A 19,475-nucleotide genomic window follows, 5' to 3' on the forward strand; every position below is an offset into this window, starting at 1 on the left:
ACGGTTTTGATTATGAACGACATCTATGTATCATTGGCCAATGCATCCAGCGGTAGAGAGGAATCGAACATGCGCGTATCCAAGGCCCAGGCCCAGGCAAACCGGGAGCACATCGTCGAAACGGCGTCAGTCGTGTTTCGCGAGCGCGGCTTTGACGGCGTCGGCGTGGCCGACCTGATGGCCGCCGCCGGCTTCACCCATGGCGGCTTCTACAAACACTTCGGCTCCAAGGCCGACCTGATGGCCGAAGCTTCGGCCAACAGCCTCGCGCAATCCCTGGCCGGCGCTGAACAATTGAGCGTGAAAGACTTCATCGACCTATACGTGTCCAGGGAACATCGCGACGGCCGCGCCACGGGTTGCACCATGGCGGCGCTATGCGGCGACGCGGCGCGTCAGTCGGAGGAATTGAAGTCGGCCTTTGCTGGAGGCATCGAACGCTTGTTGCAGACACTTGGCGAAAAATGCCCGACTGGCCCGGATGAGGCGCCGGAAGAGGCGCGGGCGAAAATGATTGATCTACTGGCGAGGGCGGTGGGCGCGATTATGTTGTCGCGGGCTTGTCCGGATGATTCGGCGTTGGCGGATGAGATTTTGGGGGTGTGTAGGGCGCGGATGGGTGGGTCGTTGTCAACTCCAGAGAAGGCCGTTCCTCAAAGGTAGCCAGCACTGCTGTTCGCATAGCGTCCCAACTGCTTATGGCATTGGCGAAGTCAGCAATATTCAACAAGCATCGACTTGCTGAGGTTATTTCTTCTTCGGATTCGTAGATGCCTGATGCAAGGATGGCAGGAAAATCCAGGGTGAAATCGTCAGATAAGTTTTGCGTCCAACCCAATAGGTGGTCCAGGTTATCAACCCTGGCCCGCATGTTTTCACCCGGGTTTCTACACCCTTGCTTGGGGTGCGTGGATGACGCGGAAAGGGCTGATAACCAATGCGACATGCGTGTACAACGCACGGCTGTCTCGCGCCAGCGTTTGATAGCCGAGGTTGAGGGAGCGACTTTTGCTTTTGCCGCAGAGCAGCAATATGTCACCGGGAGCGGCGGCCCGGCTCAACGCGGCATCATTACTCATCAGTTTGCGGGTTCTTCATGCCGACGCTACGTAGCAGGCTGAAAACGAAGTGTGGACGTTTTTTGGACGTTTTGAAGAAAACGGCTCATTAAAATTTTGAGATTTCCAAACCCCAGAAACCACAAAGCCCCGCATTGCGAGGCTTTGAGATATGGTGCGGCACCAGGAGTCGAATAAAAACGTAATAAATTGATATTAAAAGGATTTAATTTCGATAAATTAAACTCTACCTCTTACCTTATCTTTAAAAAGGCATCTCCAGAGAGAGCCTATTCTGCAAAATTTCCGTCTGGTTCAAGAGCGCCGGTTCAATGAGCTTTATGAGCTGGGATCTGGTTTCATCATCGTCGCGATTTTGACTGTCAGATGCAGCTTATGGCAGCCAGAATGTTTGTATCTGGGTTTTGTGCTCTAGACATGGTGATGGCGAATTAGTACTGTGGACGTAGCTAGGAAAGCAGACTCTACGGGAGTGACCTAATTGGTTATTTTTGTTGGCGGTATTCACGGATCGGGTAAAACGACGTTTTGCCGCGAGCTAGCGAAACGCACGGGGCTGAGTCATCGAACCGTTAGTGAAATAATAAAAGAAGAAATCATCGATCTTCAATTGGATATGACCAAGCGTACTTCTAACTTGGCACGAAATCAAAGAGCTCTAATTGCTTGGATAGATAGAAATCGGGACTCTAAAAACTTAATTTTAGATGGCCATTTCGCGCTGTTAGATGAGTCGCAAGACGTATACCGTGTTGACTTGGATGTTTTTAGGGCAATAGCGCCTATCGGGGTAATCTATTTAGATGTCCCAATTGAGGTGGCCGTTCAACGGCTTGAAACTAGAGATGGGAAAATCTGGTCGGCAGAAGTTTTAAAGCAGTTGGCTGATGCTGAAGCGCAGTGGGCCGAAAATGTAGCCAAAAAACTTAATATACCTATTTGCTCTGCCACGAATGACGACATTGTACTGGCTGGGCGTTTTGTACATGGACTTATGGAATAGCGTAGATGGCCAGTAGTTTTGTTAAAAGTCTGAGTTATGGTGCGTTTTCCAGCGATGTGCTGGCAGAGGAGTTTTTCGATTCCCTAAAACAAGACTACTCAGGATTTACTGATTGGTACTCAAGAAAGGTCGATGCAGGTGATAATGCATATACCTTTAGGGGTCCTAAAAAAAGACTTGATGGTTTTTTGTACTTGAAGATTGAGGACGACTCTGAAGGTATTGTTCCCCCTTTGCCTGTAGGTAGACGACTGAAAGTAGGAACCCTAAAAATCAACGCCCATGGAACGAGGCTGGGTGAAAGGTTTATAAAAAAAGTTTTTGATAACGCCATTGATCAAAAAGTTGATTATATATACGTAACGGTTTTTGCGAAGCATGAATCCTTAGTCGAGCTTTTTCTACGTTATGGGTTTCTACGATATGGAACCAAAGAGACAGTCGATGGTATAGAGGATGTCTTTGTTAAAGATCTCACCTCATTAGTAGGTGACCCAGTGAAGGATTTTCCTAGGTTTGACCTGCGCGGGCGTAAGCATTTTCTACTAGCTATTTATCCTGAGTATCACTCGTCATTTTTGCCGGAGTCGATACTTAAGAATGAAAGTTACGATATCTTGGAAGATGTTTCACATACTAACAGTATACACAAAATATATATATCAGGCATTGCACGTGCAAAACAGATGCGTGCCGGGGATATTATTGTTATTTATCGAACAACGGATCGCCCCGGACACGCTAGGTTTCGTTCGGTTGCCTCTTCAATTGTAGTGGTCGAGGAGGTAAGGCAAATAAAGAGTTTTGCCACTGAATCTGAATTCGTGAAGTACACCAAACCGTATAGCGTATTTACTAAGGAACAACTAAAAGACTATTTTACTAATAAAGGAAAATACTATATAATAAAATTCACCTATAATGCGGCGCTGACGAGGCGCATAATTAGAGGTAGGCTCATTGATGAGTGCGGAATTAGTACGCGGACTCGGTGGGATTTAATTGGTCTGTCAGAAGACCATGTGCGTTGGATAGCAGATTTTGGGGGCGTTAATGAAGGTCTTATTGTCAATTAAGCCCGAGTATGCTTCTAAAATTCTTAGCGGTGAAAAGCGCTTTGAATTTAGGAAGGTCGGTTTTTCGAATCCGGCCGTTCATACAGTAGTAATTTATGCCACCAGGCCGGTAGGGAAGATTGTGGGTGAGTTTGAGGTGACTCGGATTTATCAAGACTCTCCGAGCCGGATTTGGGAAAAGACAAAAGCATACGCCGGGGTAAATAAGAAGTTTTTTGATGCTTATTACGAAGGAAGGAATAGTGCCGTAGCTATCGCGGTGGGGCGAGTTATAACGTATGAAAGGCCGTTTGATTTGAAAGAGTTAGGTGGGCCTAAGGCGCCTCCGCAGTCGTTTTGCTACATTGGTTCACCTGAACGTCAAGTGGCTTTAGAATTGTCATGAATATCGAAATACTCAGAGATAGGCCTTTTTCGGAGGGTAGTGGAGTGATCGGATATCCCGAACTTCCGCGGTTAATTGATAGAAAGTATCTTGGCTCAAATCCTGATGCATTTCAGAATTTGTTGCCGAGGATATTTGATCATCTCTCTGAGTTGTCTGGCTATTATCCAGGTTTTGATGAGTGGCTTGACAAAAAAGTCCTCCCGGGATTGATGTCCGGCGAGCGAAGCATTCTTTTAGAATATCGTCGCGGTGATCTATCGGGGTTGGCGATAGTGAAGGATGATGAGTCTGAACAGAAATTGTGTTGTTTGAGAGTTTTACCTCCCTATCAAGGTACAGGCGTTGGGTTGAAGCTTTTTGAGCGTTCATTTGAAGTGCTCAATAATGACTCTCCGCTATTGTCTATTGCTGAAGAGCAGTTGGTCGTGTTTCGTAAAATTTTTCAGTACTATGGTTTTGAGTTCGCTAAGATTTATCCTGATTATTATCGGCCTTTCAAAGCCGAACTAAGTTTTAATGGTCTAATAGAAAGTGATTCAAACTTCTCTCTTCTTAAGCCATTCACCGGATTTCAGCTTCCTAAATTCCGTAAGTCAACTCATGGCTAACTTCTATATGGCAGTAGGGATTTAATCTTTCTGTGGAGGCGGGATGCTAATTTCTTAGCCATATCTATGGCTGGTTCTATAAGCATTAATAATACACCTATTATAACAAACGCTGCCATTTTAGATGCGGACGTTACGCAATCGGCGCTCGAATAGTCACTCATGCATGTTGGGAAGTATTCCCATAATCCGTTACCCGTTGCGCCAAATAGTATGCCGAGTAACACAAATCGCATCATCAAAAGCAAGCCGGATTTGTTTTTTGAGAAACGACCTAATACGATTAGGTCTTTAACGCCACGATCATTACTAGCTGTCCATTGGTGGCCTAAATAGTTACTTACGCTATTTTCCTCTGATATCCGTTCTCTATGGTCCAGTCTGATGTATTCATTCCAAACATCTTCGTCCATTAGCGAACGGTAGCCATTATATGTTTTTCCTTGGGATGAACAGTCCTCACTTCGGTCTGTCGTTAAAAAACAATGTATTCTTTCAAATTGGGGGAAGTCGACGGTCTCGCTACCGCTTAAGAGTTCCTCCGGCACGCCTCGTCGAACATTGATTCTAAAATCTACTATTCGCATTACAGTTCTTGAGCTTATAAGGGTGCGGTCCTTCTGAGCAAAAGTACTCGTGTATACTTCTTTAGGTATATTCCTTATTCTGAATCTAACATATGCTGAGATTCTTCTGTCTGAACTTAGTGTGCTCGGGAGAGGGCGCGGGATCTCGACTAACAGGCGAGATGAAGTAGTTCCATTGCTTAGGTTTACGTATTCAATTTTAAAAAGCTCGGAGTTGAGCCTGAGCAGTGAAAATGGCTTTTCATCTTTGCCATCTTTTCTAAAGCTAATGTTTGCAAAATTTCCTTCGGCGAATCCATCATAGTGCACTACTTCGTTGAAGATGGCGGCTACGCTTTTCTCCCCATTTAATTTTGCGCCAAGATCACTTATATCTTTTTTGCTAACCTCCCATGGTAAGTCTACTTGGATAAATCCGGTGTTCTGACGGTCAGAAATCATGACCCCAATATCCATAAATGGGCCAGCGGGTTTCTTCCCAACTTCCCAAATGTTGATATGTAGTTCATCCCTTAGTCGCCTTTCGTGAAGCGGTTTTTCCTCGACGTTGGCTTTTTCTGCTAGTTCCTCAGAACACACGGAACAGAGTGTTATTTCTGCCTGGTCAGTTGTTGCTGATTCAGCAGTACCAGAGGCATCGTTGCTTGGGCTGTTGGCACCGGATTGCTGAATGCGAGGAATCTCTCCGTCGGGAAACTGACAGACTCCTTGTTGGGGCTTTCGGTAACGTACAATTATTCCCGAGAATGGGTATCGCATTAGGCGCTCCTTATCCAGCTGCTGCGTCAGTTTGTAGAGCAACCGATGCTATGTCAATCGGCCATCATGCTAGGTCCGCTGATAGATTTCGACGTTAGTGAAAATCGCCATTTTTTGTTCATTCGCTTTGCGATTAGTGCAGCTGTCAAAAGATAGTAGTAGCGCGTCGGTTCTTTTTTCTCGATTTTCTCTTTGAAGAAACACTTCAGATGTTTTTCTTGCCAGGTCCAAGGGTTGTCCCTACCCCAGCGGTTCCAAATCGCTGCTTGGATGGTCCTTGCTTGGCGAATGTGGCGCTGACGAGTGGTCGCTGAGCCGGACAAAATTCCCAACAGAAAAAGAGGCATATCAAATGCTTTTTTCATGTTCGCCCACCAATATAAGCGGATACCACGTCGATACGACCGTGCCCCAGCTCATAGCTGATCTGTGCTCGGGCCTCCTGATCGAGTTGTCGGTCGAGCTGATAACCATTGCCACCGTTAATGGGCGCGAGATGGTTAGTAATGTGCTCGTAGCGTTCGCACGCATAGGCCGCCCGCAATTCGTGGAAACCTTTGAGGTTGAGCGTATGGAGGATGTCCCGGGCGGGGCGGACGATTCGCTGTTGGAAATCGAGGAAGCTTTCGTTCGGTGCAAGCAGGTTGTGGCTACCGTCGGGCGAGACCTGTATGGCAAACCTCAGCGCATCACGAACTTGATTATCTACCGTAATCCAGCGAGGTGCCGATGCACCTGAGCGTCCACCTTTGGTGCCATCCTGGATGTTTATCTTGCCGAGTTGTTCGGCCTCACGTTTTAAGCGCGGAAGGTCGGCCAAAATGGCCTCACGTAAGCGCATGCCGGTGGCTCGCGCTAATTGAGCGATGGCCGCGGCGCGCGGCTGCTGGTATGCGCAAAGCACCTCTACGACCCTCTTCACATGTTCGCGGTCTTGGCCTTGCGGCACCGAACGACGAACACAGGTGCGCCGCGTTCCTAGCGCCGTGCTCGGACTCGGTACTTTCACATACTGATCACCGCGAAGCGCTGCCAGGGTCCGGTTCACGCTGGACAACCGGTTTTGCGCTGTGGCGATGGCGAGCTCGCCCTGTTTAACTTGCTGACGCAGATGCTCGGCGTAATCCAGCAAGGTCTGCCGATCAATCTGCCGCGCATCGTTAAACCCCGGGCCATCCTCCGACCGACACCACCGAACAAACGCCTTCCAGCGATCACTGTGCGCTTTGACCGTCCCGTAATGCCCACCGCCAAACAGATCTTTCAGCGCTTGCGGCCCCGCATAACTCAGTTGCCGTCCATAGCCAAAATTGCGCCCATCCCGTCTACCGACCAATGCCATGATCGAACTCCTCTCGAAGCCAAAACGTTTAAAACCTTCCCCACGTCATCCCGCCAAGAATGTTGAGTGTTATCAGGGATCAAGGCCCCTGCGACCTGTGAGGGTTGTCCACTAACGCGGGACTGACGGCTCCTTACGGCCGGGAGCTTGGGCATCTCATGATCTGGCCTCCTGGACACTTCCGAAGAAGTGGGCGGGTGGAGGCTGCACTGGCTGACGAGACCAATGCCGCGAGATCCTGAATCGGGTGAAGGCAGCGAAGCGATGACCGGGGCATGCCTGACTGTCAGTCAGGTGCAGTCCATTCCTTGGGCTGCGGCACCATCATCTGCATCGCTGTTGCTGGTGACTTCGGTGTTTGTCACGCCGATTGTCACGAGGGGGAATGCCGCAAAGCCTTGTACGAGTTGGGCTGCAGCAACGGTAGGAGCGCCCGTCTCTTTCCGGAAGAAAGAGACGGGCGCAGGTTGGCACAAGGAAATGGCCAAGCGGATAGGTTGCTGCAGGGCAGCTATGAAAGGGAATGAGTTGCCGCAGTGGGCACACTGATAAAAGTAGGCATCCATCACATCGCAGTGACCGTGCGAGCCGCCGGACGCTAATCGCACTTTGGGAGAACCACCACGGTGTGGCGTAGCCTTAAAGGTTCTGGCTACCTGGGTTGCTGTCAACGACAGCGCTTGCCCGATCCTTTCTACGCCTGTGGATAATTTGGGTCAAGGCTCGAGTTTTCGGGAATTCTGCGGCTGTGGATGAAATTATCCACCGGTGGAAATCATTGGTTTTCCACAGACAGTTGCGTGGGCTTTAAATTTTTTAAGTGAGGTCCATCCAAGCAGGGCGGCTTTGCAGCCCTGCTTGGATGGACCCGCGTGGACAAGCGGATCGCTGAGATATGAAGACCGAGCGCTTACTCAGTTGCGCCACGTTTTGCTTTTAGGCGAGTGACGTTCGCTCCGGTCTGATTTGCGAATTCGTGTGGAGTGACATGCTCCTGTCAATTTGCGGGGGTAATGCGCCTGCTTTGGGTGGAAACGGTCAGAGAGAGTTCTTAATCTGTGACTGGATGACATGGTGATCGGCACTGTGATCTCAAAAGGAGCATATCAATGAGACCGAATTTCTTTCTGGACGATGAAGATGAAGCCATCGCCAAGAGCTATTTCAAGAAGGTTAATAGCATTGGTTTTGTTTGTGTCGGTTTGGCGTTGACGATAATCACAATGCCTCATCCCGAGCGCGCTGCATGGTTTGTCTTCGCGGTAGCGATCATCTATGCGTTTAGCCACGGCGATGGTTACAGGAAGATTGTTGCCAGTTATTTGTTGCGTCATAAAGGATTCGGCGGTGGTATTCGTTTGGTGTTGAAAGTAGCTCTCTTCGTGTTGGGCACAAGTCTGTTGTCTGGGATTGGGCTTCAGATCTTGACGCCTGAGGTTTTAGGCATCCTCCCATAGCAGTGACCTGGGTGGCGGATTCAACCATTGATCCGCTTCACCTTCATCCGGGTAACATTCGCCCCAATCTGATTAGCGAACTCATGCGGAGTGACATGCTCTTCACGGTTGGCTTCCAGGTACCGGCTCCACCAGTTCATTATCAGCCTACGCTCCTCTATGAACTCAGCCTTGTGAATATAGGCGGCGCGGACGTTGTTGCGCTCCTTGTGGCTCATTTGCCGTTCAATGGCTGTCTCCGACCATAATCCTGACTCGATCAGTGCGCTGCAGGCCATTGAGCGAAACCCATGCCCGCAGATATCGGTTTTTGTGTCGTATCCCATCGTCCGTAGCGCGTTGTTCACGGTATTTTCGGACATGGGTTTCCAGGGTTTGGCATCACCTGCGAAGACCAATGCGAATTTGCCTGTGAGTGCATGGATTTTTTCGAGTAGCGCCACTGCTTGCGGCGATAAGGGTACTAAATGGATATCCCCTGCCATCTTCGTACCCCTTGTGGAAAAGGGTACTCCCTCCAACGCGGGTCGAGTGTCCGGTATCTCCCAGGTGCCGCGCTTGAGGTCGAACTCGCTCCAGCGTGCGAAACGCAGCTCGCTGGATCGTACAAACACATGCAGCGACAGCATCACCGTCAGACGGGTAAGTGCTCGGCCTTTATAGGTGTCGATCCGCTCCTGCAGTTCCGGCAGTCGCGATAAGGGTAGAGCGGGGCGATGTACCACCCGCGGGGCTTTGATCGAGCCTTCGAGATCGTAAGCAGGGTTTATGGTGATAAGCCGGAGGCGCTTTGCCTCGCGCATGATGCTCTGCAGGTAGTTTTGTACCCTTAAAGCAACGTCGATCGTTCCGCGCTTCTTGATCGCTTCCAAGGGCTGCATGAGGTCATGGGTGTCGACGTCGACAATGGCGCGAGCGCCGATCAGCGGGAACACGTGGGTTTTGAGGCGGCTCATCACAGTCTTGGAGTGGCCTGGTGCCCACTTAGCCGACATTTCCGTATGCCAGTCGAGCGCAACGCTTTCAAAGGTTCTGCCTTTGATTACGGCTTCCGCCTTGGCTTGGTGCTTGGTCTCTATGGGATCAATGCCATCCGCCAGCATTCGCTTGACCTCCAAGCGCTTGCGGCGCGCATCGGCGAGGCCAATGACGGGGTAGTTGCCGAACGAGGTCAGTCCTTCCCGTCCGTCGGGTTTGACGTAACGGAACCGCCAGCCTTTGCGGCCATTGGGTTGGACTAGGAGGTAGAGGCCATCGCCGTCGAAAAGCTTGTAGGCGCGGTCTGTAGGTTTTGCCAAGCGGCAAGCTGCGTCGGAGAGCGGAGCTGTGGTGCGCGACATAAGGGTACTCCCTTTTATCGAAGTGACCTGTATCCCAAACTCTACCCTTAAAACGGTTGGAATCCACCAGTTTCTGACGGAAACCGATGGAACGCCAAAACGAAAAAACCCGCCAGAAGGCGGGTTTTTCGGGGGTTCCAGAGATTTTGAAAGCCTTCTCTGGAACCTTGTATGGTGCCGGCACCAGGAGTCGAACCCGGGACCTACTGATTACAAGTCAGTTGCTCTACCAACTGAGCTATACCGGCGTGTTAGGGCGACGATTATAGCGACTGAAAAGGTTCTGTAAACCCCTGAATTCTGACTATTTTTGCAAACCCTGTGGTTTTTCGCGATCGCCGTGTTTTTTCCACATGTTCACCGCCTGAAAACCCGTACAGACAAATACACCAAGGAAGGTCATAAAATTGACCATTTACCGTTCATCCAAAATTCCATCGCCAACAGCACCAAAATAATGACACTCGCCACCCTGTTGTCACAGAATGCCCCACACAAGGGCGACTGATAATAAGACCTGCGGTAAGTACCCGCGCTTGCCGAGCTTCACGTCTTAAGTTGCGTCGTGAGGAGCAGGTAATGGGGCTTGGCAGAGAAATCCTGGCGTTATTCGGCAAGGACGTCATCCGTGATGCCGACGGCATCAATGCGCGAATGCATTTTTTCGGCACGATCCCTCAAGAATCTCATCAACCTGTCCAGCCGCTGGAGAGCCCTGTGTTGCGTCCAAAAATAGTGGCGCTGGTGTCTATCAATGGCGGTGTGGGTCGCAGCACGCTGGTGACGGCGTTGAGCAGCGGTTTGCAGCGTCATGGGGAGTCGGTGGTGGCGCTGGATCTGGACCCGCAGAATGCCTTGTATCACCACTTTGGCGTCAGTTGCACATTGCCGGGTATCGGGCGCACCAGCCTGGAGCATGGGCAATGGGTCCCGCTGCAGCAGTTGGGTTTTGCCGGGTGCCGGGTGATTACTTTCGGCGATATCGATGTCCAGCAGCAGGAGAGCCTGGAGCGTTGGCTCAAGCAGGAGCCCGCCTGGCTGGCGCGACGTCTTGGGGCATTGGGCTTGAGCGAGCGGCAGACGGTGATTATCGATACGCCCGCCGGCAATAACGTGTATTTCCATCAAGCGCTGGGCGTTGCCGATGTGGTGTTGGCGGTCGTGCAGCCGGACGCTGCGTGCCTTGTCACGCTGGATCAGCTGGATACGCTGCTTGCGCCGCACCTTGAACGCCAGTGCCCACCTGCCGTGCACGTGGTGGTTAACCAGGTGGATGAAAGCAGTGCGTTCAGCCTGGACATGGTCGAGGCGCTCCAACATCGGCTTGGCAGAGAGCTGTTTGAAGTTCACCGCGACATGGCGATCAACGAAGCGTTGGCCTCTGCGGCAGACCCCTTGGATAACGTGACGAAGCGGCTCGCCAGTGACGACATCGATGCGCTGTGCCTGCTGCTGAAGGCATCGAAAAAAACGCGTGAAAGCGCGGTTTATACGGTTTAGCCCAGATGCTTATGCACAATCGGTTAGTAACCGGCGTCACATAACAGCCATTTTGTGGAGGCGTTCTCAACACGCTGCAACTGCCTGTTTTGTGTGCGTTTTATTTTGTGAACAAAAAATGACCAGTGCTGCTTTTGGTCTGTAGCGCTGATGGTTACAGCCTTCGTAAAGAATTCATCAACAGAGTTATCCACAGGGCGCCGTAGGAATTTTTGCCCCTTAATCGCGCTGGGCCAGCACCATCAAGTTGCGTGGCGTGAGGCTCGGCTCACAGAAGCTGCCCACCTCGATGTTGTAACCCTGCTCCATCAGGAACAGGGCCCTATCCAGCACCAGCCATAATTCCAGCGGGCGACGAAACAGGCCTCTGACCAATTCCAGGTTTCGTACTTCGGCCAGGCGCCGCCAGCCATGGGCTTCCAGCGCGAGCCAATCTTGATCACCTGTGGATAAACCCTTGAGGCTTGCCAGCTCTCGGCAATATTCAGCGAAAGATTTATCCAGCCATTTGGCGGGCAGGGAGGGCGTGGGCAGGTAGTCGTCGCATCCGCGCAGTTGTCGTTGCAGGCGGTCAAAGCTCAGGCGCCGGGCCATGGAGGTATCGCGTTGCCGGCGTACGCGGTTGCCGGCGGTGACGGTTTCGCTCAGCGGCAGGCCCAGGTCATCGATTGACAGTTGCAGGGCAGAGGCGCGTCCGGTCGCGGACAGCGCTTGATAGCGGTCGGCGTTGATGCGGTTATAGCAGCACGGTGCCAGCGCCAGTTGTTTGCAGCCGGCAGCGCTGGCCAGTTGCAGCATGCGCACGTGGAGGTCGCCACAGGCGTGCAGGGCGACTGGCGTGTGTTCGGCGCTGATCGTGACCTCTGCCATCACGTCTTGCAGGCGATGGCTGACGGGCAAACCGTGGTGATCGCTCAAGGCTTTGCCTGAGGCGATCAGGGCCGGATCATATTCCAGGCAGGTCAGTTGTTGGCCAGGTTGCAGCAGGCGGCGGCCTAGGTGGCCTTTGCCGGCGCACCAGTCCAGCCAGTGGTTGGGCGTTACGGCAAAATTCAGGGCGGCGCCGAAGGCTTCGATCTGTTGCCATTTACGCCCCGGAACGTCGACATTCAGGCGATGGCCTGCGGGTGCAAGCGCGTGTGTCGGCAACTTATCCACAGTGCCCACGCGCAGCGCCAGGGCCGCCAGTTGTGGAAAAGGCGCGGGCGCCGGCAGGTCGTGGGGATGATTGTGACTGGCTTCGGCGTCGTCCAGCGAGCGCTGGCGTAGCCACTGTGATAACGCGCGATGCTCGGTTTCCCAGGGTAATTGCAGGTGGGTGAAGGGCCGTGGTCGCCACAGCCCCTGGTGCTCGATCAGAAACGCATCCAGTGCCTGGAAGCGTGCCTCAACGTCCTTGGCACGCATCGACGCGCAGCCATTTTTCCAGCAGTTTGAAACCGCGCACCAGCACATAGGCCATCAACAGGTAGAACAGCCCGGCCGCGAAGAAGATCTCCACCGGCAAGTAGGTGCGCGCGATGATGGTCCGGGCCATGCCGGTCAGTTCCAGCAAGGTCACGGTGCTGGCCAGGGCGCTGGCCTTGAGCATCAGGATCACTTCGTTGCTATAGGCCGGCAGGCCGATACGCGAGGCGCGGGGCAGGATGATGTAGAACAGCGTCTTGGGCCTGGACATGCCCAGGGCGCGAGCGGCTTCGATCTCGCCCGGGGGAATGGCCTGGATCGCACCGCGCAGGATTTCAGCGATATAGGCGGCGGTGTGCAGGGTCATGGTGGCCGTGGCGCACCAGAACGGGTCGCGCAGGTAGGGCCACATGAAGCTGTGGCGCACGGCGTCGAACTGCGCCAGGCCGTAATAGACCAGGAACAACTGCACCAGCAGCGGCGTGCCACGGAAGAAGAAAATGTAGCCATAGGGCAGGGCGCTCACGTACCAGCGGCGCGAAGACCGAGCGATGCCGAGCGGGATCGCCAGCAACAGGCCGGCAATCACGGCGATCGCCACCAGCTCCAGGGTCAGGGTTGCGCCCTGGGCCAATTTAGGCAGCCACTTGATGATTACGGCCCAGTTCAGGCCCAGGTCGAAATGCGACAGCCAGCTGTAATCACCGCTCATTGGGCGCTCCTTGCAAAGCCGCGGGCGGCGCGTTTTTCCAGGAAGTGCATGCTGGTCATGGCCAGTACGGTCAGGCCCAGGTACATGAATGCGGCGACCATGAAGAAGGTGAACGGCTGCTTGGTCACGGTCACGCCGATCTGCGCGTGGCGCATGATTTCTTCCAGGCCGATCACTGACACCAGCGCCGTGTCCTTCATCAGGATCATGAACAGGTTGCCCAGGCCGGGCAGGGCGATGCGCCACATCTGCGGCATGATCAGTCGCGTGAAAATCCGGAATTTTGACAGCCCCAATGCCACACCGGCTTCGCGGTGGCCCTTGGGAATGGCGAGGATCGCGCCACGGAACACTTCCGTGGCGTAGGCGCCAAAGCACAGGCCCAGGGCGATGACGCCGGCGGCAAAGGCGCTCAGGGAAAGGTCGGGGTTACCAAAGAACTCCCCGAGGGCGCGCATCAGGTTGACGGTGCCGAAATAAATCAGCAGCACCCACAGCAATTCGGGAATACCGCGAACGATGGTCGAATAGGTACCGCCCAGCCATTGCAGCGGCTTGTACGGTGAAGTCTTGGCCAGGGCGCCGGCCAGACCCAGCACCAGCCCCAGGCACAGGGCCGTGAGCGCCAGTTTGACGGTCATCAGCGCGCCGGCGGCAAGCGCCGGGCCGAATCCGTAGAGATCGAAATTCATGGTGTTTTCATATCGCGGCAGGCATTGCTGAAAGCCGACGCGCTCAGGTGAGCGCGCCGGGCAGACCGTTCAGATCATTCGATGCTGAACGGGAAGTACTTGTCGTTGATCTTCTTGTAGGTGCCGTCTGCCTTGATCTCTGCCAGGGCTTTGTTCAGGCGCTCGCGCAGCGGGTCGCCCTTGCGTACGGCGATGCCGATCTTGTCGCTCTCTACAACCGGGTCGCCCTTGAATTCATAGGCCGAACCGTCTTTGCTCTTGAGCCATTCGTACTGCACGTACTTGTCGGCCAGGATGCCGTCGAGGCGGCCGGACGTCAGGTCGAGGTAGGCGTTTTCCTGGGTGTCATACAGCTTGGCCTCGGTGTCGGGCAGCTTGTCTTCCAGGTAGGTACCGGCCAGCGTTGCACGTTGTGCACCGATCACCTTGCCCTTGAGGTAGGCGGCGTCGGTCTTGAAATCCGCCGTGGCTTTGGGCGCAATGAACTGCAGCTTGTTGGAGTAGTACGGGTCGGTAAAGTCGACGGCCTGCTTGCGCTCATCGGTGATGGACAGCGAGGACACCAGGAAGTCGAACTTCTTGGCGTTCAGGGCCGGGATGATGCCGTCCCAGTCGGACACATACACTTCGCACTTCTCGACTTTCATCTTGGCGCACAGGGCGTCGCCGATGTCCTTGTCGAAACCGACGACATTGCCGCTGGCGTCTTTATTGTTGAAGGGCGGGTAGGCCGCTTCGATCCCCATCTTCAAGGTTTCCGCCATGGCCGTGGCGCTGAATGCCATCGAGACGGCCGCGGCCAGAAGGAATTTTTTATAGGTCTGCATGCATGTTGCTCCGTTAGCGGTTGCTGGACATGAATTGTTTGCAGCGCGCCGAAAGCGGGTTGTCGAACACCTGCTGTGGCGATCCTTGCTCTTCGACCAGGCCCTGGTGCAGAAACACCACTTCGCTGGACACTTGGCGGGCGAAGCCCATTTCGTGGGTGACCAGCAGCATGGTGCGGCCTTCTTCGGCCAGCGCGCGGATCACATTAAGTACTTCCTGGACCATTTCCGGGTCAAGCGCCGACGTCGGCTCATCGAACAGAATGACTTTAGGATGCATGGCCAGCGTTCGCGCAATGGCGGCGCGTTGTTGCTGGCCACCGGACAGTTGCGCCGGGTAGGCGTGGCGCTTGTCAGCGATGCCGACCTTGGCCAGCAGGGCCTCGGCCACTTCTATTGCCTCGGCCTTGCTCTGGCCGAGTACACGGCGAGGCGCCTCGATGATGTTGTCGAGGATGCTCATGTGCGGCCACAGGTTAAAGTTTTGAAACACAAAACCGATTTCGCTGCGCAGGCGGTTGATCTGCTTGCCGTCGGCGGCAAACAATTCGCCGTTTTTCGCGGCCTTGAGCTTGAGTTCTTCACCGGCCACCAGGATCTGCCCCTGGTGCGGGTTTTCGAGCAGGTTGATGCAGCGAAGGAAGGTGGACTTGCCGGAGCCGGAGGAACCCAGGATCGAGATCACATCGCCGTCGCGAGCGGTCAGCGAGATACCTTTGAGTACCTCCAGCTCACCATAGCGTTTATGCAAGTTGCGGATTTCAAGCGCGGGCGTGGCCTCGGCCATGTGCGGTCCTCATTGTGTTCGTTGCGATCTTCGCTGTTGGGCCGCCTTCCTGGCGAGGCGCCAAGCTAGCATAGCGTTTGGATGACAGCCAACAGCGCTGCGGACGGTTAACGGGTGGTCTGCGGCAGGGTGTCGCATCGGCACAGCGGCGTGTCGCGCCATCTACAACCGAACAGACGTTTGAACCCGGAGCATCTACAGGCTTCGCGTAAAAAAGGGCGCGATGGTGCCAGCTTTGGGCAGGTGTTGGAAGGGTTAACCGGGCAAACGGCGCTTATCAGCGCTTTAATGGAGCGTCACGCACTTTCTGTGTGTGTTTTTGGTGCACCTGTCCGTCTGCAAGGTGAGTCGCACGGTAACGCTATAGCGGAATGCCATTGTTCTCAAAGACTTGCGCTCACTACTGAATTTTCCTACAGCCCACGTCAACTGTGCCTTTGTTACATTTTGGCGCAAATCTTGCGTAAAAAATAAAGAACGCCCTGTTGGTTTCTTTTCACGAGAAAGACCGCAGGCCCGGCGAACCGTTTTCGCAATTCCTCGCAAAGGTGTGTCAATGAGTAGTACGCAAAGCTCCAATGACCTCGAACAGGGGCTCAAACCGCGGCATGTCACCATGCTGTCGATTGCCGGTGTTATCGGTGCCGGTTTGTTTGTCGGCTCCGGCCACGCGATTGCCGCCGCCGGCCCGGCCGTACTGCTGGCTTATGCGGCTGCCGGTACGCTGGTGGTACTGGTGATGCGCATGCTCGCCGAGATGGCGGTTGCGTCGCCGGACACAGGCTCGTTTTCGACTTACGCCGACCGTGCAATCGGCCACTGGGCCGGGTTCACCATCGGCTGGTTGTACTGGTGGTTCTGGGTGCTGGTGATTCCGCTGGAAGCCAACGCGGCGGCGACCATCCTGCATGCCTGGTTCCCCGACGTGGCGATCTGGGCCTTTACCCTGATCATTACCTTGCTGCTGACCGCGACCAACCTGTTCAGTGTGAAGAACTACGGTGAGTTCGAGTTCTGGTTTGCGCTGATCAAGGTCGTGGCGATCGTGGGCTTCGTTATCCTCGGCCTGGCGGCGATTTTCGGCTTGCTGCCCACCAGCCAGGTCAGCGGTGTATCGCACCTGTTCGACACCCAGGGCTTTATGCCGAACGGCATGGGCGCGGTGCTGGCGGCGATCCTGACCACCATGTTCTCGTTCATGGGCACTGAGATCGTCACCATTGCCGCCGCGGAGTCGAAGAATCCCGGCCAGCAAATCACCAAGGCCACCAACTCGGTGATCTGGCGGATTGGTTTGTTCTATCTCTTGTCGATCTTCATCGTCGTGTCCCTGGTGCCGTGGAACGATCCGACACTGGCTGCAGTGGGTTCCTACCAGACCGTGCTCGAGCGCATGGGCATTCCGAACGCCAAGCTGATCGTCGACCTGGTGGTATTGGTTGCCGTGACCAGTTGCCTCAACTCGGCGCTGTACACCGCCTCGCGCATGCTGTTCTCCCTGGGCCGTCGTGGTGATGCCCCTGCTGTGGCCAAGCGCACCAATAAAAGCGGTACGCCTTACTGGGCGGTGCTGCTGTCCACCGGCGCTGCGTTCCTGGCGGTATTTGCCAACTATGTGGCACCGGCGGCGGTCTTTGAATTCCTGCTGGCCAGTTCCGGCGCCATTGCCCTGCTGGTGTACCTGGTGATCGCAGTGTCACAACTGCGCATGCGTCAGAAGCGTGCGGCGGCGGGTGAGAAGATTGTCTTCAAGATGTGGCTGTTCCCGGGCCTGACCTACGCGGTGATGGTGTTTATCGTGGGTACATTGACCATCATGCTGTTCCAGGAAGCCCATCGGGTCGAAATCATCGCGACGGGCGTTCTGAGCTTGCTGGTGGTGTTGGCGGGGCTGTTTGTTGCCAGTCGTCGCAAGGCCCAGAGAGCCGGCGCTCCCGTGCTGAACTGACAAAATGTAGATCAAAATGTGGGAGGGGGCTTGCCCCCGATAGCGGTGGGTCAGTTGACAAATAAGTGACTGACCCACTGCCATCGGGGGCAAGCCCCCTCCCACATTTGTATGTGTCAGTCTGCTGAGTTCGTCAGCGCTTGGGATGCGGCGATTCGATCCACGCCAATGTACGGCGGCGGGTGAGCTGTTCCAGGAAGCCCGTTGGGTCGAAATCATCGCGACGGGCGTTCTGAGCTTGCTGGTGGTGTTGGCGGGGCTGTTTGTTGCCAGTCGCCGCAAGGCCCAGAGAGCCGGCGCTCCCGTACTGAACTGACAACATGTAGATCAAAAAATGTGGGAGGGGGCTTGCCCCGATAGTGGTGGGTCAGTTGACAAATAGGTGACTGACACACTGCCATCGGGGGCAAGCCCCCTCCCACATTTGATATGCGTCAGTCTGCTGAATTCGTCAGGGCTTGGGATGCGGCGATTCGATCCCCGCCAATGTACGTCGGCGAGTGAGCTGTTCCAGGAAGCCCATCGGGTCGAAATCATCGCGACGGGCGTTCTGAGCTTGCTGGTGGTGTTGGCGGGGCTGTTTGTAGCCAGTCGTCGCAAGGCGCAGAGAGCCGGCGCTCCCGTACTGAACTGACAAGATGTAGATCAAAATGTGGGAGGGGGCTTGCCCCCGATAACGGTGGGTCAGTTGACAAATAGGTGACTGACCCACTGAGCTGGTCTAATAGTCCCGGACACCTCAATAGGTGAAACTACACCTATTGAGGAGTATTCCATGACCAAGAAGTACAGAAAATTCGACGCCGCTTTCAAGCTAAGAGTCTGCAAGATGATTGTTGACCAAGGCCTGAGCGTGAACTCCGTTTGTACCGATTTAGACTTGAGTGACACTGCCGTGCGCCGCTGGGTCCAGCAGTACCAAGCCGAGCAGTTAGGTGGTACAGGGATTGGTAAACCGTTAACCAGCGAGCAACAGCGTATTCGTCAGCTTGAGCAGCAGATCCGCGAGCTGAAGACTGACAACGATATATTAAAAAAAGCTACGGCCTTCTTTGCCCGCGAATTGAAGTGATCCACCAATTGGTTCACCAAATGCAATGCAAGGCCTACCCGGTAATACGTATCTGCCGGGTTTTGCGGATCAGCCGTTCGGGGTTCTATGAAGCTCGTCAGCGGTCTTTTAAGCCAAAAGCTGTCTGTCCGGTTGCAGCTCAGGTCAAAGCTACGTTCATGACCAATGAGCACTGTTATGGCAGTCGTCGGGTGATGAAAGCACTGCGTAGCGATGGCGTATCCATTGGGCGGCACAAGGTCCGTCGGCTGATGAAACAACAGGATTTACGCCCGATCTGGAAGCGCAAGTTCGTTCATACCACCAACAGTAATCATAATTTCCCGGTAGCTGAGAACCTGCTCAACCGCCAGTTTAACCCCGAGCAGATCAACCAATCATGGGTTGCTGACATCACTTATATTCGCACTCGAAGCGGCTGGCTGTACTTGGCGGCTGTCATGGATTTGTATTCACGCAAGATCGTAGGCTGGTCCATGGCTCCGCATATGCGCGCAGAGTTGGTGTGCAGTGCTATGCAACTAGCCATCACACAGAGGCAGCCTAAACCGGGTCTGATCGCGCACTCAGATCGGGGCAGCCAGTATGCAGGCGCTACTTACCAAGCCATGCTGACACGACATGGCTTGCGCTGCAGCATGAGCCGCAAGGGCAACTGCTGGGACAACGCAGTCATGGAACGTTTCTTCTTGAACCTGAAGATGGAGCGTGTTTGGAGGAAGGACTATGCCAATCATGATGAAGCAATCAGGGACGTCACGGATTACATTGTGCGGTTCTACAATGAACGACGAATGCATTCATCGTTAGACTATTTGCCGCCCAATCAGTACGAGCGGCAAACAGCCTGAAAACACCGATTGAGGTGTCCGGAAAAAGTTGACCACCTCA

Annotated in this window: 20 protein-coding genes and 1 tRNA gene; 11 read left to right on the plus strand and 10 right to left on the minus strand. The window is 54.1% G+C overall.

The features are described from left to right. Positions 1–69 precede the first annotated feature (69 nt). The 5 genes from BFP93_RS07915 (at position 70) to BFP93_RS27180 (ending at position 4,154) form a co-directional block, all read left to right on the plus strand. The gene (locus BFP93_RS07915; RefSeq protein ID WP_065892670.1) at positions 70–663 is read left to right on the plus strand and encodes a TetR/AcrR family transcriptional regulator; all 594 of its coding nucleotides are present in this window, start codon (positions 70–72) and stop codon (positions 661–663) included. 897 nt (positions 664–1,560) lie between these two features. Beyond that, a complete protein-coding gene (locus tag BFP93_RS07920; RefSeq protein ID WP_065892671.1) occupies positions 1,561–2,082 on the plus strand; it encodes an ATP-binding protein in 522 nt (173 codons plus the stop codon). Between the two features lie 5 nt (positions 2,083–2,087). Beyond that, a complete protein-coding gene (locus BFP93_RS07925) occupies positions 2,088–3,158 on the plus strand; it encodes an acetyltransferase (protein WP_065892672.1) in 1,071 nt (356 codons plus the stop codon). Then, positions 3,136–3,543 carry an ASCH domain-containing protein gene (locus tag BFP93_RS27175; RefSeq protein WP_083205618.1) on the plus strand — a complete coding sequence of 136 codons (408 nt, stop codon included), beginning with the start codon at positions 3,136–3,138 and terminating at the stop codon, positions 3,541–3,543. The genes BFP93_RS07925 and BFP93_RS27175 overlap by 23 nt, the downstream gene beginning before the upstream one ends. After that, positions 3,540–4,154 (plus strand): GNAT family N-acetyltransferase, encoded by a 615-nt coding sequence (locus tag BFP93_RS27180; protein ID WP_242522246.1) that lies wholly within the window; start codon positions 3,540–3,542, stop codon positions 4,152–4,154. The genes BFP93_RS27175 and BFP93_RS27180 overlap by 4 nt, the downstream gene beginning before the upstream one ends. Here the strand turns inward: BFP93_RS27180 and BFP93_RS28260 are convergent. The 3 genes from BFP93_RS28260 to BFP93_RS07930 are packed head-to-tail and all read right to left on the minus strand — an operon-like array spanning position 4,151 to position 6,842. Next, on the minus strand, positions 4,151–5,500 hold the full coding sequence (locus tag BFP93_RS28260) for a hypothetical protein (protein WP_130138494.1): 1,350 nt from the start codon (positions 5,498–5,500) through the stop codon (positions 4,151–4,153). The genes BFP93_RS27180 and BFP93_RS28260 overlap by 4 nt on opposite strands. 53 nt (positions 5,501–5,553) lie before the next feature. Continuing rightward, positions 5,554–5,865, minus strand: a complete 312-nt coding sequence (locus tag BFP93_RS27185) for a hypothetical protein (protein ID WP_083205619.1) — start codon at positions 5,863–5,865, stop codon at positions 5,554–5,556. Beyond that, complete coding sequence (locus BFP93_RS07930; RefSeq protein ID WP_065892673.1) at positions 5,862–6,842, minus strand: integrase domain-containing protein; 981 nt, start codon at positions 6,840–6,842, stop codon at positions 5,862–5,864. The genes BFP93_RS27185 and BFP93_RS07930 overlap by 4 nt, the downstream gene beginning before the upstream one ends. A 1,109-nt stretch (positions 6,843–7,951) precedes the next feature. Here BFP93_RS07930 and BFP93_RS07940 point away from each other — a divergent pair. Beyond that, a complete protein-coding gene (locus BFP93_RS07940; RefSeq protein ID WP_041475665.1) occupies positions 7,952–8,299 on the plus strand; it encodes a hypothetical protein in 348 nt (115 codons plus the stop codon). A gap of 20 nt (positions 8,300–8,319) precedes the next feature. Here the strand turns inward: BFP93_RS07940 and BFP93_RS07945 are convergent, their stop codons facing one another. Continuing rightward, the gene (locus BFP93_RS07945; RefSeq protein ID WP_065892675.1) at positions 8,320–9,639 is read right to left on the minus strand and encodes a tyrosine-type recombinase/integrase; all 1,320 of its coding nucleotides are present in this window, start codon (positions 9,637–9,639) and stop codon (positions 8,320–8,322) included. Positions 9,640–9,811: 172 nt separating this feature from the next. After that, positions 9,812–9,887, minus strand: a tRNA-Thr gene (locus BFP93_RS07950). A 331-nt stretch (positions 9,888–10,218) separates the two neighbouring features. On the opposite strand from BFP93_RS07950, the gene bcsQ reads away from it, so the two are divergent. Next, positions 10,219–11,139 (plus strand): cellulose biosynthesis protein BcsQ, encoded by a 921-nt coding sequence (bcsQ, locus tag BFP93_RS07960; protein ID WP_065892677.1) that lies wholly within the window; start codon positions 10,219–10,221, stop codon positions 11,137–11,139. 219 nt (positions 11,140–11,358) lie between these two features. Here bcsQ and BFP93_RS07965 read toward each other — a convergent pair whose 3' ends face one another. The 5 genes from BFP93_RS07965 to BFP93_RS07985 all read right to left on the minus strand — a co-directional run bounded on the left by BFP93_RS07965 (position 11,359) and on the right by BFP93_RS07985 (position 15,564). Continuing rightward, positions 11,359–12,546, minus strand: coding sequence for a methyltransferase (locus BFP93_RS07965; protein ID WP_065892678.1), 1,188 nt, complete (start codon positions 12,544–12,546; stop codon positions 11,359–11,361). Further along, positions 12,527–13,216, minus strand: a complete 690-nt coding sequence (locus BFP93_RS07970; protein ID WP_065892682.1) for an ABC transporter permease — start codon at positions 13,214–13,216, stop codon at positions 12,527–12,529. The genes BFP93_RS07965 and BFP93_RS07970 overlap by 20 nt, the downstream gene beginning before the upstream one ends. A 38-nt stretch (positions 13,217–13,254) precedes the next feature. Then, positions 13,255–13,950: an ABC transporter permease gene (locus tag BFP93_RS07975; RefSeq protein WP_065892679.1), complete on the minus strand. Its 696-nt coding sequence runs from the start codon at positions 13,948–13,950 to the stop codon at positions 13,255–13,257. 74 nt (positions 13,951–14,024) lie between these two features. Continuing rightward, entirely contained in the window at positions 14,025–14,777 is a 753-nt protein-coding gene (locus BFP93_RS07980) for an ABC transporter substrate-binding protein (RefSeq protein ID WP_005783892.1), read from the minus strand. Between the two features lie 13 nt (positions 14,778–14,790). After that, positions 14,791–15,564 carry an ABC transporter ATP-binding protein gene (locus tag BFP93_RS07985; RefSeq protein WP_065892680.1) on the minus strand — a complete coding sequence of 258 codons (774 nt, stop codon included), beginning with the start codon at positions 15,562–15,564 and terminating at the stop codon, positions 14,791–14,793. 556 nt (positions 15,565–16,120) lie between these two features. Between BFP93_RS07985 and gabP the strand changes: the two genes are divergently transcribed. The 4 genes from gabP (at position 16,121) to BFP93_RS08000 (ending at position 19,435) form a co-directional block, all read left to right on the plus strand. Continuing rightward, the gene (gene gabP, locus BFP93_RS07990; protein ID WP_065892681.1) at positions 16,121–17,512 is read left to right on the plus strand and encodes a GABA permease; all 1,392 of its coding nucleotides are present in this window, start codon (positions 16,121–16,123) and stop codon (positions 17,510–17,512) included. A 145-nt stretch (positions 17,513–17,657) separates the two neighbouring features. Then, positions 17,658–17,828 (plus strand): hypothetical protein, encoded by a 171-nt coding sequence (locus BFP93_RS28825; protein WP_163003415.1) that lies wholly within the window; start codon positions 17,658–17,660, stop codon positions 17,826–17,828. A 147-nt stretch (positions 17,829–17,975) separates the two neighbouring features. Next, entirely contained in the window at positions 17,976–18,146 is a 171-nt protein-coding gene (locus BFP93_RS28830) for a hypothetical protein (protein ID WP_163001567.1), read from the plus strand. A gap of 141 nt (positions 18,147–18,287) precedes the next feature. Beyond that, a protein-coding gene (locus tag BFP93_RS08000) for an IS3 family transposase (RefSeq protein WP_122582746.1) occupies positions 18,288–19,435 on the plus strand; the annotation gives its coding sequence in 2 pieces (ribosomal slippage) (positions 18,288–18,543 and positions 18,543–19,435; 1,149 coding nt in all). Positions 19,436–19,475 lie beyond the last annotated feature (40 nt).

This window comes from Pseudomonas sp. 44 R 15 (assembly GCF_900004965.1).
Lineage (GTDB): Bacteria > Pseudomonadota > Gammaproteobacteria > Pseudomonadales > Pseudomonadaceae > Aquipseudomonas > Aquipseudomonas orientalis_A.